Annotated in this window: 12 protein-coding genes; 5 read left to right on the top strand and 7 right to left on the bottom strand. The window is 67.2% G+C overall.

The window, feature by feature from the left end; all coding sequences use genetic code 11:
• The first annotated feature begins 66 nt into the window (after positions 1-66).
• Positions 67-513: a hypothetical protein gene (locus tag AC5RVY_RS04850; RefSeq protein WP_493953547.1), complete on the top strand. Its 447-nt coding sequence runs from the start codon at positions 67-69 to the stop codon at positions 511-513.
• Positions 514-577: 64 nt separating this feature from the next.
• Here AC5RVY_RS04850 and trmB read toward each other — a convergent pair whose 3' ends face one another.
• Positions 578-1,501, bottom strand: coding sequence for a tRNA (guanosine(46)-N7)-methyltransferase TrmB (trmB, locus tag AC5RVY_RS04845; protein WP_493953546.1), 924 nt, complete (start codon positions 1,499-1,501; stop codon positions 578-580).
• A 69-nt stretch (positions 1,502-1,570) separates the two neighbouring features.
• A complete protein-coding gene (locus AC5RVY_RS04840; RefSeq protein ID WP_493953545.1) occupies positions 1,571-1,966 on the bottom strand; it encodes a hypothetical protein in 396 nt (131 codons plus the stop codon).
• A gap of 147 nt (positions 1,967-2,113) precedes the next feature.
• Between AC5RVY_RS04840 and AC5RVY_RS04835 the strand changes: the two genes are divergently transcribed.
• Positions 2,114-3,385: an MFS transporter gene (locus AC5RVY_RS04835; protein WP_493953708.1), complete on the top strand. Its 1,272-nt coding sequence runs from the start codon at positions 2,114-2,116 to the stop codon at positions 3,383-3,385.
• A 59-nt stretch (positions 3,386-3,444) separates the two neighbouring features.
• On the opposite strand, the gene AC5RVY_RS04830 is transcribed toward AC5RVY_RS04835, so the two are convergent.
• Both AC5RVY_RS04830 and AC5RVY_RS04825 read right to left on the bottom strand, forming a co-directional pair.
• The gene (locus AC5RVY_RS04830) at positions 3,445-4,734 is read right to left on the bottom strand and encodes an MFS transporter (RefSeq protein WP_493953544.1); all 1,290 of its coding nucleotides are present in this window, start codon (positions 4,732-4,734) and stop codon (positions 3,445-3,447) included.
• Positions 4,735-4,760: 26 nt separating this feature from the next.
• Positions 4,761-6,020, bottom strand: coding sequence for a M20 metallopeptidase family protein (locus AC5RVY_RS04825; RefSeq protein ID WP_493953543.1), 1,260 nt, complete (start codon positions 6,018-6,020; stop codon positions 4,761-4,763).
• A 131-nt stretch (positions 6,021-6,151) separates the two neighbouring features.
• Here AC5RVY_RS04825 and AC5RVY_RS04820 point away from each other — a divergent pair, with 131 nt between their 5' ends.
• Positions 6,152-7,183 carry an Lrp/AsnC family transcriptional regulator gene (locus AC5RVY_RS04820; protein ID WP_493953542.1) on the top strand — a complete coding sequence of 344 codons (1,032 nt, stop codon included), beginning with the start codon at positions 6,152-6,154 and terminating at the stop codon, positions 7,181-7,183.
• 62 nt (positions 7,184-7,245) lie between these two features.
• On the top strand, positions 7,246-8,652 hold the full coding sequence (locus tag AC5RVY_RS04815; protein WP_493953541.1) for an MFS transporter: 1,407 nt from the start codon (positions 7,246-7,248) through the stop codon (positions 8,650-8,652).
• Between the two features lie 44 nt (positions 8,653-8,696).
• On the opposite strand, the gene AC5RVY_RS04810 is transcribed toward AC5RVY_RS04815, so the two are convergent.
• Entirely contained in the window at positions 8,697-9,485 is a 789-nt protein-coding gene (locus AC5RVY_RS04810) for an SAM-dependent methyltransferase (protein ID WP_493953540.1), read from the bottom strand.
• Positions 9,486-9,809: 324 nt separating this feature from the next.
• On the opposite strand from AC5RVY_RS04810, the gene AC5RVY_RS04805 reads away from it, so the two are divergent.
• The gene (locus tag AC5RVY_RS04805; protein ID WP_493953539.1) at positions 9,810-11,708 is read left to right on the top strand and encodes a DEAD/DEAH box helicase; all 1,899 of its coding nucleotides are present in this window, start codon (positions 9,810-9,812) and stop codon (positions 11,706-11,708) included.
• An 87-nt stretch (positions 11,709-11,795) separates the two neighbouring features.
• Here AC5RVY_RS04805 and AC5RVY_RS04800 read toward each other — a convergent pair whose 3' ends face one another.
• The gene (locus tag AC5RVY_RS04800) at positions 11,796-12,446 is read right to left on the bottom strand and encodes an MBL fold metallo-hydrolase (RefSeq protein ID WP_493953538.1); all 651 of its coding nucleotides are present in this window, start codon (positions 12,444-12,446) and stop codon (positions 11,796-11,798) included.
• A 35-nt stretch (positions 12,447-12,481) separates the two neighbouring features.
• On the bottom strand, positions 12,482-13,474 hold the full coding sequence (locus AC5RVY_RS04795) for an aldo/keto reductase (protein WP_493953707.1): 993 nt from the start codon (positions 13,472-13,474) through the stop codon (positions 12,482-12,484).
• Positions 13,475-13,513: the final 39 nt, after the last annotated feature.

The following is a 13,513-nucleotide window of genomic DNA, read 5'->3' as shown; positions in this document are numbered from 1 at the left end:
TACCGCAGCCCCGCAACCCGGCCCTGCCGTACCTGCCTACCGCCTTACCCTGTACAAGGAGCAACCATGACAGTCCACATCGAGTCCCCGCTGGGGTTCACAGCAGATTTCCCGGAGCACACGCAGGTCCTGGAAGACTCCACGGCCGGCCCCAACACCGAACAGTACGGGCTGCTGGGGGACATCCTGGTCACCGTCATCAAGGACGACACCTCCGTCCAAGGGCCGTCGCAGGCCAACGGCTGGGCGCACCTTATGGCCGTCTTCTACCTTGAGGACAAGGGCGGCACGCTGCTCACCGAAGGCGAACTGGGCCTTCCCGGCAAAGCCGCGTACGCCGTCGTGGTGGGCTACGACGACGCCGAAGGGCAGGGAAAGGTGGCGGCCACAGTAGGCGTGTGGGAACGGGGGCGCTTCATTGGTGTGGTGGTCATCTGGCCTTACAGCAACCCGGAGATGGAGCCGAGACTGGGCATGCTGAAAGAGATTGTGGGCTCCATCAGCGTGGGCTGACCCGTGAACTATCGCCCGGGGGGTACCGGCGCTGGCTTTCGGCAACTGTTTGCCTGCGCCGGGGTTACCGCCGGCGGTAGCAGAGGTCGAAGATCAGCCGTCCTGCTTCATGCGCTTTGGCCTCGAAGCTCGTCCGGATCCGGCCCTCGAAACGCGGCGCCCAGCCGCCGGTCTCATCCACGCCCTCGTTGGGCCCGGTGTGCTCGGTGCTGACCGGGGCGCGGCCTTCCCGGACCGGGGCTCCTCCCACCACTGACTCCACACCGGACTGCCACACCTGCGTCAGCGGGCTTTCGGGTCCGCGGCGTTCGCCGGTGTGCAGGTTTTCGAAGTCCTTCGAGTCCGCCAGCACGTCGCGGACGTGGACCGCGTAGTTGGACCAGTCCGTGGCGATCCGCCAGAGCCCGCCTTTTTTGAGCGCCCGCGCCGCGAGTTCGGCGAACTCGGGCTGGATGAGGCGCCGTTTGTGGTGCCGTGACTTGTGCCAGGGGTCGGGAAAGAAAACCCACAGTTCGCTGACCGAGCCCTCCGGCAGCATGGTGGCCAACACTTCCGGCGCGTTGGCCTCAACTACCCGGACGTTGCTAAGGCCGCGGCTGTTGATCTTGATGAGGGTGTTTGCGAGCCCGGGGGTGTAGACCTCCACGGCGAGGAAGTCCGTGTCCGGGTTCTGCTCGGCGGCGTGGCAAATGGCGTCACCCAGGCCGGAGCCGATTTCGACGATGAGGGGTGCCTTGCGGCCGAATTCCGCCTCGGCGTCAAAGGTGTAGTCGGGGTGGACGGAGGTGTTGGCTACATGGCGGGGGACGTTCACGGCCCACCGCTCGGCATGCAGTTCCCAGGCCGCCTGGCGGCGTCCCTGAAGGCGGGTTCCGCGGCGGACGAAGCTGACCGGCCGGCCGCCGTATGTGCCATAGGAAGCCTGCGTGCCGGGGGTCACCGGCCTCGGGACATGCTGCGGCTGGGGGGTTTCTGGGGATTCACTCATCCCCTCCAGAATACCGGCGGCCGGAGGACGGAAAGTAAGGAAGGCGTCGGGGAGTCAACCGTGGGTGTGTCAAAAGAAGCCTGCTCCAAGGAGGAATTGCAGCGTGCAAATCGCACTCACGGCGAAGAAGACCGTCATCCACGACAGAGATATCACGGCCACCACCCAGCTGCTGGACCGTGGCCGGCACTTCCGAAGGGTCGAACGGCCGAGCGAGACGGAGCTGATACCGACAAGCAGGGGGAGGCTCCAGAAGATTACAGGTGCCAGCCAAGTCAGTTCGGTATGCGCAGAGGGGCCCGCAGTCAGCAGCATGGTGAACATGCCGATGGGTCCTGTGATCCCGATGCTGACAGGTGCAAGGAAAGCAAGGACCAGACTTCCGATCGCCCCGCGGTCCGTCCCGGTCGGCGGTAGCTGATCCTGCAGGGGCGGGTCCGGGCTGGGTTGTTCGACGTCGCTCATACCTTCCAACCTATGACCCGGGCTGCTAGGCCGGCCGGTGCCGGTTGCCCTATGTGGATAACTTCGTCGCTCGGGTCGTCCTGCAAGAATGGGCGGGTGACGGAAGCTACAGACGCAGCGGCGAAAAAGCGGCGGTCCGGGGATCGCGTGCCGGGGCCCCGGCAGGCACAACAGGCCCGGCCGGACAACCTGGTGGATGCCGGGATTGATGAACTGCCTGCGCCGGAACCAACCCGGACGGGAAGCCGAAGGGCCCTCGTCTATCTGGGCCTGTGCCTGGTCCTGATCGGCCTGAACCTGCGGACGCTCTTCTCCAGTTTTTCGGCGGTCCTTCCGGAGGTCACGTCCCAGACGGCGCTGCCCGGGTGGGCGGTTGTAGTGCTGACCACCGTCCCGGTGACACTGCTGGGCGTCTTCGCGCCCCTCGCCCCGGTCCTCGCGCGCCGGTTCGGCGCCGAACGCGTCCTCCTCGGTGCGATGGCCGTCCTCACGGCGGGGCTCCTGCTCCGCCCGGCCGGACCGCCGCACCTGCCGGCCCTATTGGCCGGAACCGCTGCCTGCGGCGCGGCCATCGCCCTGTGCAATGTGCTGCTTCCCGGGCTCGTTAAACGCGACTTCCCTCATCGTCTGGGCCTGATGGGCGGGCTCTACACCACAGCTATCTGTGCCTCCGCAGCCCTCGGAGCCGGCTTCACTTACCCCGTCTACACGGCGACGGGGGAGTGGACGCAGGCCCTGTGGTTCTGGGCGCTGCCCGCCGCCGTCGTCCTTTTCCTGTTCCTGCCCGTGGCTGTCCGGCAACGGGCCGTGCGGCACCAGGCAGTGAAGGACGGCGTGAACGTGTGGCGCTCGCCGGTGGCCTGGCAGGTCACCATCTTCATGGTGCTGCAGGCGATGATGTCCTTCAGCGTGTTCGCCTGGCTGGCGCCCATCCTGCGGGAACGCGGTGTGGATGGCGCTACGGCGGGGCTGATCGTGTCCGTGAGTATTGTGCTGCAGATGCTCGGCTCGCTGTTTGCGCCGGCGCTTGCGGCGGGGTTCCGGGACCAACGGGCCATCAACACTGTGGTGGCGCTGATGACCGGCGGCGGCTTTGCGCTGAGCATTTTCGGCCCGCTGGAGCTGATCTGGGTGTGGGCCGGACTTTTGGGACTGGGCCAGGGCAGCCTCACGGCGGTGGCTCTGACCATGATCATGCTGCGCACCCGCGACGGGCACACGGCAGCCCACCTTTCGGGAATGATGCAGGGCGTGGGCTACGGCCTGGGTTCAACAGGAACCTTGATGGTGGGCCAGTTGCACCAGTCCACCGGCGCGTTCACCGCCGGCGGCATCCTCTTCCTGGCCGTGGGCCTGCTCGCGGCCGTGTTCGGTTACCGGGCCGGACGGGACCGCTTCGTCGGTGATCCAACTGGGTAGCAGCAAGTGTCGTCATGACCGCGCACATAACGACACTTGCTGCTACATACTTGGGAGAATCAGTGGGTGAGATCCTTGCCCTTCGTCTCCGGGATGGTGAAGACAAACGCTGCGCTGACCGCCAGCAGCAGCACGGCGTAGACGTTGAACAGGTCCGGCATGTGGAGGGTGGTACCCAGCCACTGCTGCAGGTACGGGGCGGTGCCGCCGAAGAGCGCCACGCAGATGGAGTACGGGACACCCACACCCACGGTCCGGATGCTGGTGGGGAAGAGTTCGGCGTACACGGCCGGCACAATCGCCGCGCTCGCGGCGATGAAGATCAGCATCACGGACATACTGACGGCCAGCTGCCAGGCGGAGTCCTTCAGCAGCCAGGTCATGGGGAAGTGCATCACGGCTGACCCGATGGCACCGGACCAGAGCACCTTCTTGCGCCCAATGCGGTCCGAGAGTTTGCCCCACACCGGCAGTGCCGCGATGAACACAATGTTGCCGATGACGCCGGCCCAGAGGGCTTCACCCCGGTCGATCTTCAGTGCAGTGGTGGCGTAGCTGGGGGCCACGACGCCCCAGATGTAGTAGATCACCGTGAGCCCGACCGTCAGGCCGATGACCTGCAGGGCCTGCTTCCGGTGGCGGACAACCTGCGGCCAGATCGGAGCGCGCTTCTCCCGGACGGATTCGCTCTCGAACGCCTGGGTCTCGTGCAGCCGGGACCGCATGATCAGTGCGTACAGGCCCAGTGCCGCGCCGATCAGGAACGGGATCCGCGAGCCCCAGGCGTTCATGGCGTCAGTGCTCAGCGCCATGTTCAGGACTGCGCCCAGCAGCGTGCCGAACAGGATCCCCATGGTGCCCGAGGTGTAGATCAGAGTGGCCCAGAAGCCGCGCTTTTCCTTCGGCGCCATCTCGGACAGATACGTCTGCGACGACGGCAGCTCACCGCCGTGCGCCAGGCCCTGGATCAGCCGCGCCACCAGCAGCATCAGGGACGCCCAGGCGCCGATGCTCGCGAAGGTGGGGGCGATGCCGATCATGAGGCTGCCGAGCGACGCCAACCCCACCGCCAGGGTCATGGACGTCTTGCGGCCCACGCGGTCGCCGATCCAGCCGAACAGGAAACCGCCGAAGGGCCGGGCAACGAAGCCGACGGCGAAGATCGCCAGGGTGGACAGCACAGCCGACGCCGGGTCCGCCTTGCTGAACAACTGGCTGGCTATGAAGGGGGTAAAGGTGGCGTAGATCGCCCAGTCGTACCATTCCACGGCGTTGCCGATGCCGGTACCAACGATGGTTTTCCGCAATGCTGTGCGCGCGGTGCGCTGCGGGTTGGCGATAGTGGTCATCTCAGTTCTCTTCCTGGAAGGGTGGATCAGGAGTTGGTGCTGGTGGTGGAAAGTGCGGCCAGGCGCTGCATGGCGAGTTCCGCATAGAGGGCGGCGCCGTCAGCCAGCACGCCGTCGTCGAACGTTGCATAGGGTGAGTGGTTAAACGGCGAGGCCGCGTGGTCAGCGCCGCGCGGGACAGCGCTAAGGCCGATGAAGGTGCCGGGTACTTCGGCCAGTACCCTGGAGAAGTCCTCCGAGCCGCTCAGGGGAGTGGCCCAGCGGGACAGCCGGGAGTCGCTGAACATTTCGGTGATGACGTTCTCGGCAGTGTGCGTTTCATCCTCGTCCGTGATGGTGAGCGGGTATTCCTGCTGGTAGTCAACGTCCACCTCCAGACCGTGCGCGGAGGCGATCCCCTGGAGCAGGCGCGGAATCGAGTCCATCAGCTTCCGGCGGGAGGCTTCGGAGAATGTGCGGATGGTGGCTTCGATCCGGGCCGTTTCCGGGATGACGTTCCGCTTGGTGCCGGCGTGGAGGACGCCGACGGACAGGACTACGGGATCGAACATGTTGAACTGGCGCGTGACCATGACCTGCAGCGCGGTGACCATTTCCGCCGCAGCCGTCACGGGATCCTTCGCGGCGTGTGGTGCGGAGCCGTGGCCGCCAGCGCCGAGAACCGTGACTACGAGGCCGTCGGAAGCACTGAGCATTACGCCCGGTTTGGTGGCGAAGGTGCCGTGCGGTTCGAGTGCGGAGAACACGTGCATGCCGTACGCGGCGTCCACCCGGCGGCCGGGCGCATCCAGGACCCCTTCGCGGATCATGTAGCTGGCGCCGTCGTACCCTTCCTCGCCGGGCTGGAACATCAGGACGACGTCGCCGGCCAGCCGGTGCCGGTTCTCGGCCAGCAGCGTTGCGGCGCCGGTCAGCATGGCCGTGTGCAGGTCGTGGCCGCAGGCGTGCATGGCCCCGTCGACGCGGGAGGTGTAGTCGACGCCGGTTTTTTCCTGGACGGGGAGGCCGTCCATGTCCGCGCGGAGGAGGACGGATGGCCTCGCTGGGAGATCCTGCCCGGCTTCGGCAGTCTTGCCGGCGGCTGTGCTGCCGGTGCCCCGCAGTACGGCGGTGACCGACGTCGTCTCCTTGCCCAGAGTGATTTCGTAAGGGAGCCCGTCCAGCGCCTGGAGGACTTTCTCCTGGGTCTGCGGCAGGTCAAGGCCGATTTCCGGCTCCTGGTGCATGGCGTGGCGGAACCGGGTCAGTTCGGGTTGCAGCTCCCTGGCCGCGGATGTGATGGTCATTGATGCTCCTCCAAAGAATCAGTTGAATCAAGTGTGGGGTGACTCGGTTCACATGTTCCCGAACTGCTCGAAAAATGCAGGAGCCCTTCTTCTCTTCCACGTTTTATGCAGCGGTGCGGAAGAATGAGGGCATGGAACTGAGTGAGGAGGACCTCGCGCTCGTCAACGCCCTCGAGATTGCGCCAAGGATCAGCTGGGCGGATGCAGGCGAAATCCTGGGCGTTCACGCCACCACGCTTGCGGCCCGGTGGGAACGGATTCATGGCTCGGGAGCGGCGTGGGTAACAGCCCACCTGATGGGCGACCCCAAGCAGATGTGCCTGGCACTTGTGGACGTGGACTGCGATATGCACCGGCGCGCCGAGGTGACCGAAGCCCTGGCCGCGGTCCCGGAGATTGTCACCATCGAGGAGGCCGCCAGCAACCGGGACCTGATGCTGACCGTCCTCACCCAGTCGCTGGAGGATTTCACCTCGGCCGTGGCCTCCCGGCTCCAGGAGATTGCGGGCCTGCTGAAGTACCAGACCGCCCTCTGCACCAGGCTGCATTCGGGCGGCTACGCCTGGCGGTTGAACGTCCTTTCCCGTGCCCAGATCGCGGCGCTGCAGGCAAAGGCGGGCCCTGAAGCGGCCGGATCGGCGCCGCCGGAATCGATCGTGGAGCCATTGCCGGAAAGCCATCTGGCGCTCCTTCCCTTCCTCGCGCGGGATGGGCGTGCGACGGCGGCCGATATCGCCCGAGGGCTGGGACGCAACCCCGCAACCGTCCAGCGCCAGCTGAACCGGGTCCTCGCCAGCAGGATGCTGTCCTTCCGCTGCGAGGTGGCGCAGAAGTTTTCCGGCTATCCCGTAACGTGCCAGTGGTTCGCCAACGTGCCCCCTGGCCAGCATGAGGCTGCCGCCGCCGAGCTCAGGGGTCTCCGTAACCTCCGGCTCAGTGCCTCGACCACGGGCCGCACCAACTTTGTGATCGTGATGTGGCTTCAGTCACTGGCCGATGTAATGAATGCCGAGCTTGCCCTGCAGCAGCGGATCCCGGGGATCGAGCTGGTGGAAAGCGTGGTGATGCTCAGCACCGTTAAGCGGGTGGGTTGGATGCTGAACCGGGACTCCACGGCCACCGGCCGGGTCATTGTTCCTGCCGCCGTGGCGGGCGCCGGGTAGGCCTGTCGTACCCGGCAGCTAAGCTGTGGTGCACGTCCAAGAACAAGCGATCGGGCAGAAGCGTGCGCGACACAACCCTTCCACCGGCAGATACCCGTGCCGGCATCCTGCAGCGGCCATACCTGTGGGTGACTATCGGCACGTGTGCCTTGGTGTTCCTGGCTGCCTTCGAGTCCCTCGCGGTGACCACCATCATGCCCGTGGTGAGCCGTGAACTGCACGGCGCGGACCTTTACGCCCTGGCCTTCGCCGGCCCGCTGGCCACCGGCGTGATCGGCATGGTGGCGGCGGGAAACTGGTCCGACCGGCGTGGCCCCACCGTTCCCCTGTATGCCTCCGTGGCGCTGTTCGTCATGGGCCTGCTGATCGCCGGCACCGCCGTGTCCATGCCGCTGCTCGTGGCCGGCAGGCTGGTGCAGGGGCTTGGTGGCGGCGCCCTGACGGTAGCGCTGTACGTGTTGGTGGCGCGCATCTACCCCGGCCTGCTGCACCCGAAAATCTTCGCAGCCTTCTCCGCGGCCTGGGTGGTCCCGTCCCTGGTGGGGCCCTTTGCCGCCGGCATCGTGGCGCAGGTGTTGAGCTGGCACTGGGTCTTCCTGGGCGTGGTGGGCCTGGTCATTCCAGCGCTCGTAATGATCGTCCCGGTGCTGCGGAATCTGGTGCCCGCCCAGGAACAGGGCACGGCCCCGGAGCAGCCTCCCACCCCGTGGGCGCCGGGCCGGCTCGCCTGGGCGATCCTGGCCGCGCTGGCCGTGCTGGGACTCAACCTCTCGCGGGAGGTCCGCCTCCCCGGCTTCGCGGCAGCGCCGGCACTGTTGGCGGTGGCCGCCGTCGTAATTGCGCTGGTGGCCGTGCGGCCACTGGTGCCGCTGGGAACGCTTGCCGCCCGGCGCGGCCTGCCCAGCGTCATCCTGGTGCGCGGGCTGGCATCCGCCGGGTTCTTCGGCGCGGAGGTTTACCTGCCGTACCTGCTGATTGAGCAGTACGCCTTTTCGCCCACCTTTGCGGGCCTTACCCTCACCGGCGGGGCCCTGTCGTGGGCGGGAGCGTCGGCCGTCCAGGGCCGGCTGGGCACCCGGTTGTCCCACAGCCGCGCCGTCCGCATCGGCTCCTTCATGGTCCTGGGCGCCGTGCTCCTGGCACTGGCAACCGCCGGGCTGCACTGGCCACCCGTCGTCGTCATCGCCGGATGGATGCTGGCCGGCGGCGGCATGGGCCTCCTCTACCCGCGGCTGAGCGTCATGACCCTGGCGCTTTCAAGCAAGGAGAACGAGGGCTTCAACAGTTCAGCCATGTCCATCTCGGACTCCCTGGGCGGGGCGCTGGCCCTGGCCACCACGGGCATCGTGTTTGCGGCATTCACGACGACGATGGAATCCTTCGCCGGGGTTTTTGCACTGACCGCCGTGCTCGCCGCAGCCGCGGTTGCCGTCGCGCCGAGAGTCACCAGCCGGGCGGCGGTGGAGTAACCCGCAGTCAGGACTCCTCAATGCAGGACTCCTCGACGAAGCACTCAGGGGAGCCTGCTGGCCCGGACCACCACATCCGCGATGGTGGCCTGCTGGCCCTCGGGCCCGGTCACAGGCCGTTCCCGGCTGGTCTGCACTTCGAGCTGCCAGTCGGGGCCGTCCAGTCCCAGCTCCCGGACCAGTTCATCGGCGGTGTAGAACATGGTGTGGTGGGTGTGGGCCCCACCCCATGGCGGCAGCCGGTCCGGGTGGTGGCCCACCACCAGCAGGGTTCCGCCTGGCTTGACGGCCGCCGCGGCTGTCCGGAGCGGTCCCTGCCAGGCCAGCTCCTGGGAGTGCAGGAACTGCGAGGTCACAAGATCATACGAGTCCTGGGGCTGCCACTCCTCAAGGTCGGCCTGCTGCCAATGGATCCGGCTGGCGATGGCGCCCTCCGCGGCATGCACGCTTTCGCGCGCCAGCGCCGCCTTCTCGTGGCCGTGGGCACGTTCCAGTGCCACCGCGGAGACGTCGACGGCGGTGACGGTCCAGCCGTGCTGGGCAAGCCAAATGGCGTCCGCGCCTTCCCCGCAGCCGAGGTCCAGCGCATGTCCAGGGCGGAGACCCCCGGCTTCCCGGACCAGCTGGGGGTTCGGCTTGCCGCTCCAGATCTGGGGTTTGGTGCGGTACCGCTCGTCCCACAGGGATGCCGCGTCCCGGATACCCTGGCTGCCCGCTTCCTCGCCGCCCAATCCCTGACCGCCCAATCCCTGACCGCTGCCGTCATCCGAAAGGCCGGGGCCGGCGTCGTGCGTTGCCTGGTGTTCGTGCTGGTGGGCCGCGTGTTCCGTCATGACTCAACCCTGCCCTGCGGCCACGGTGTTGGCAACGGGAGGGCTGGAGAAAGGCAGGGCCGGAAAGGGGAGGGAGCCCGGGATGGTAGACTGGTGGAACTTGATGTGCAGTGATGCCCATGTACCCCTTCATTTAGGGGGCGGGGCTTTTTTCATGTGAGAGGCACATCCTGCGTCGATGAACGCGTTCCATTTGGTCCCGGCCGCCGCTTTGCATAAGCGGCAGCAGGCTGGTTGATCACCTGAATTTTCTTCGGCGAACCCCTGGGCCAACCGGCGTTGGGGCCGATATCCGCACGGATACCGCCTGAAAGACCTTTGACTTTGACTACTTTTGCTGCCCTCGGCACGCCCAAGGCCCTTGCCGACACCCTCACCGCCCAGGGAATCGAAACCCCGTTCCCCATCCAGGTGAAGACCCTCCCGGACACGCTGGCAGGACGCGACGTCCTGGGCCGCGGCCGCACCGGCTCCGGCAAGACCATTGCGTTCGCCATCCCGCTGGTGGCGCGCCTGGCCGAGCGGGAAGCCCCGTACTTCCGCAAGCCCGGCCGCCCCATGGGACTGGTCCTTGCACCCACGCGTGAGCTGGCTACCCAGATCAACGCCACCATCGAGCCGCTGGCCAAGGCTGCCGGCCTGAACACCACCGTGATCTACGGCGGCATCTCCCAGGCGCGCCAGGAGAAGGCCCTGCGCGCCGGCGTCGACATCGTCATCGCCTGCCCCGGCCGCCTGGAGGACCTGATCCGCCAGCGCATCCTCACCCTCGAGGCAGTGGAAATCACTGTCCTGGACGAGGCCGACCACATGGCCGACCTCGGCTTCCTGCCCGTGGTGAAGAAGCTCATGGACATGACCCCCAGCCAGGGCCAGCGTCTGCTCTTCTCCGCCACCCTGGACAACGGCGTGGACAAGATCGTCGAGCGCTACCTGTCCAACCCGCTCACCCACTCGGTGGACGATCCGCAGGCAGCGGTCACCACTATGGAGCACCACGTGCTGGTGGTCAACGACCAGACCGTCAAGAAGCAGCTGATTGTTGAGCTCGCCTCGGGCGCCGGCCGCCGCGTCCTCTTTATGCGGACCAAGCACCACGCCCGCAAGCTGGCCAAAACCCTGACCGACGCCGGGATCCCCGCCGTGGACCTGCACGGCAACCTCTCCCAGAATGCCCGTGACCGCAACCTCGCCGAGTTCTCCTCCGGCGACGTGCGCGTCCTGGTGGCCACCGACGTCGCCGCCCGCGGTGTGCATGTGGACGACGTCGAACTGGTCATCCACGTTGATCCGCCCACCGAGCACAAGGCCTACCTGCACCGTTCAGGCCGTACCGCCCGCGCCGGTTCCGATGGCACCGTGGTGACCATCACCCTGCCGGAGCAGCAGACCGACGTGAAGAAGCTCATGAAGGCCGCCGGCGTAGACGTGAACTTCGAGCGCGTCACCGCAACCTCCCCGCTGGTTGCCGAACTCGTGGGCGAAATGGCCGACAAGATCGATCCGCGGACCCGCGCAGCACTGCTGGCCAAGAAGGCCGCACAGCAGGGCGGCGGCACCTCCACCGGCGCCAACGCCGAGCGTAAGCGCGCACGCCGCCAGGCTGCGCCGTCTGCCGGTGGCCGCGGCGGCCGTGGTGGGCGCGGCAAAGTTTCTGCTGAAGCTCCCCGCACCGATGTTCCCCGTGCTGAGCGTCGGGCAGCAGCTTTTGAAGGCCGCACGGAAGCCCGTGCAGCGTTCGACAAAGTTGCCGAGCAGAACGAGGACCGCGCCATTGCCGCAGCAGCGGCACGCCGCAACGCCCGTGGCCGCGGCACCGCTTCGACTCACCGCAACGACGTCCCCGCAGCAGGTGGCCGTGCATCGGCTGGCCGCGGTTCAGACGGTCGTGCAGAGTCCCGCGTGACCCGCAGCGACGCTCCCCGCGGCGGAACCGGCCGTCCGGCTTCCTCCGGCCGTCCGGCTACCTCAGGCGGGCAGCGCAGCGGCCGTCCCGCCACCGGGCAGCGTGCAGCAGCAGCCGGTGCAGGTGCCCGCACGGGTGGCCAGCGCTCCGCAGGTGCCGCCGCAACCGGCGGCAGCAAGGCCGTCTGGTCCTCGAACACCGGTGGGACGTCCGGCGGGTCCTTCAGTGCGGGCAACGGTGGCGGTTCCGGCCGTCCCGCGCGCAGCGGTCCGCGCCGTGCTTCCGCTCCGGCATCGAACGAACGCCGCGGCCGCTAAGGTATTCAGATTTTAGCTGCGTGAATGGACGGCCGCTTCGGGGATCCTCCAGCGGCCGTCCAGCTTCGCGGCGGATTCCAGACGGGCTTACCAGCCGCGGGCGCGCCACTCGTCCAGATGCGGGCGCTCAGCACCAAGCGTGGTGGGTTTGCCGTGGCCCGGGTGGACGATTGTTGAATCCTGGTAGGCGCCAAACAGCCGCTCGGTCACGTCAGCCAAAAGCTGGTTGAACCGCGCCGGATCCTTCTGCGTATTGCCCACGCCGCCGGGAAACAGCGAGTCGCCGGAGAAGATGTGCGTTCGCCCTTCAGGGTCCTCGTACACCAACGCGATGGAACCCGGGGTGTGCCCGCGCAAGTGGACAGCCTTTAGATCAAAGCCGTCCACGGCAACCCGGTCCCCGTGCCCAAGGCGGCGGTCCACCGGAACAGGCAACGCCTCGGCGTCGTCCTCTCCTGCAGCTGCGGGCGCTCCCGTGGCGTCCACCAGCTCCTTCAGCGCCCGGATGTGGTCCCAGTGCTGGTGGGTGGTGGCGATCAGCGCGAGCCGTGGGGTGGCCGACGAGTCCGCGGCACCGTCCCGCAGCAGCTGCTGGATGGCCGGAAGGTCGTCGGCGGCGTCGATCAACACCTGCGCACCGCTGGCTTTGGCGGTCAGCAGGTACACGTTGTTGTCCATCCCGCTGACCGAGATCCGGCGGATGGTCAGCGCGGGCAGGTCGTAAACAAGTGAGTCCATGGGCTTCAGTCTAGGGACGCCTGTTCGCGGCCTGGTTACTCCCGGCCTTCAGATACCCAGTTGGCGTCCGCCGAGCGGGAGCCGACGACGGCGTCCGAGGCTTCGCCCAGTGCGTCCCGTTGCGCCGGGGTCAGTTCCAGGTCGAGTGCGCCAAGGTTTTCGTCGATCCGGTGCGTTTTGCGCGTGCCGGGGATGGGGACCACTGGCAGGCCCAGGTGCTTGCCTTGCGTGAGCAGCCAGGCCAGGGCCACCTGGGCAGGTGTGGCATCCAGTTCGTCCGCCACGGACTGGACGGTGGCCACCACCGCCCGGTTGGCATCGGCAGCGTCGAGGGCGAAACGGGGGATCCGGCGTCGGAAGTCCTTCTCGCCCAGGCTGGCAGCGTCAACGGTGCCGGTGAGGAATCCCCGGCCCAGCGGCGAGTACGGCACAAAGCCGACTCCCAGGGCGGCCGCGGCAGGAACAACGTTGCGTTCCACGTCGCGGCTCCAGATGGACCATTCACTCTGGACCGCCGCAATGGGGTGTACAGCGGACGCTTCCTGGAGCTCCTGCGCTGTCACCTCGGAGAGCCCCAGGTGCTTGACCTTGCCCTGCTGCACAAGCTCCGCCATGGCCTCCACGGTTTCCACAATCGGAACGCGGAGGTCACGGCGGTGCATGTAGTAGAGGTCGATCACGTCAGTGCCCAGCCGTTGCAGGCTGCGGTCAACGGCCTGCCGGATGTACCCGGCGTCGCCGCGGATGTCCGTGTACCCGTCCGCCGGCGTTCCCACCAGGCCGAACTTGGTGGCCAGCTGGATCTCGTCCCGCCGCTCTTTCAGCAGCCGCGAAATCAGCTCCTCATTGCTGCCTCCGCCGTAGATGTCCGCGGTGTCAATAAAGCTGACACCGGAGTCGACGGCGTGATGCAGCGTCCGGAGTGCGTCTTCGGGATCCACCTCCCCGTACACGGGTGTGAGGGCCATTCCGCCGAAACCGAGCGGGCTGACATCGAGGCCGTCGCCGAGCCGGACCGTTGCTGCCATGAACATGCTCCCATCATTCGAGTTGTCCAAGCCAAGAAC

This window comes from Arthrobacter sp. Ha26 (genome assembly GCF_059091705.1).
This window is presented reverse-complemented; position numbering and strand designations above follow the sequence as displayed.

Bases quoted from the DNA above. Each gene is read 5' to 3' on its own strand.
- AC5RVY_RS04795 (WP_493953707.1), bottom strand. From the start codon at position 13,474: ATGGCAGCAACGGTCCGGCTCGGCGACGGCCTCGATGTCAGCCCGCTC.
- AC5RVY_RS04800 (WP_493953538.1), bottom strand. From the start codon at position 12,446: ATGGACTCACTTGTTTACGACCTGCCCGCGCTGACCATCCGCCGGATC.
- AC5RVY_RS04830 (WP_493953544.1), bottom strand. From the start codon at position 4,734: ATGACCACTATCGCCAACCCGCAGCGCACCGCGCGCACAGCATTGCGG.
- AC5RVY_RS04850 (WP_493953547.1), top strand. From the start codon at position 67: ATGACAGTCCACATCGAGTCCCCGCTGGGGTTCACAGCAGATTTCCCG.
- AC5RVY_RS04825 (WP_493953543.1), bottom strand. From the start codon at position 6,020: ATGACCATCACATCCGCGGCCAGGGAGCTGCAACCCGAACTGACCCGG.
- AC5RVY_RS04810 (WP_493953540.1), bottom strand. From the start codon at position 9,485: ATGACGGAACACGCGGCCCACCAGCACGAACACCAGGCAACGCACGAC.
- AC5RVY_RS04820 (WP_493953542.1), top strand. From the start codon at position 6,152: ATGGAACTGAGTGAGGAGGACCTCGCGCTCGTCAACGCCCTCGAGATT.
- trmB (WP_493953546.1), bottom strand. From the start codon at position 1,501: ATGAGTGAATCCCCAGAAACCCCCCAGCCGCAGCATGTCCCGAGGCCG.
- AC5RVY_RS04840 (WP_493953545.1), bottom strand. From the start codon at position 1,966: ATGAGCGACGTCGAACAACCCAGCCCGGACCCGCCCCTGCAGGATCAG.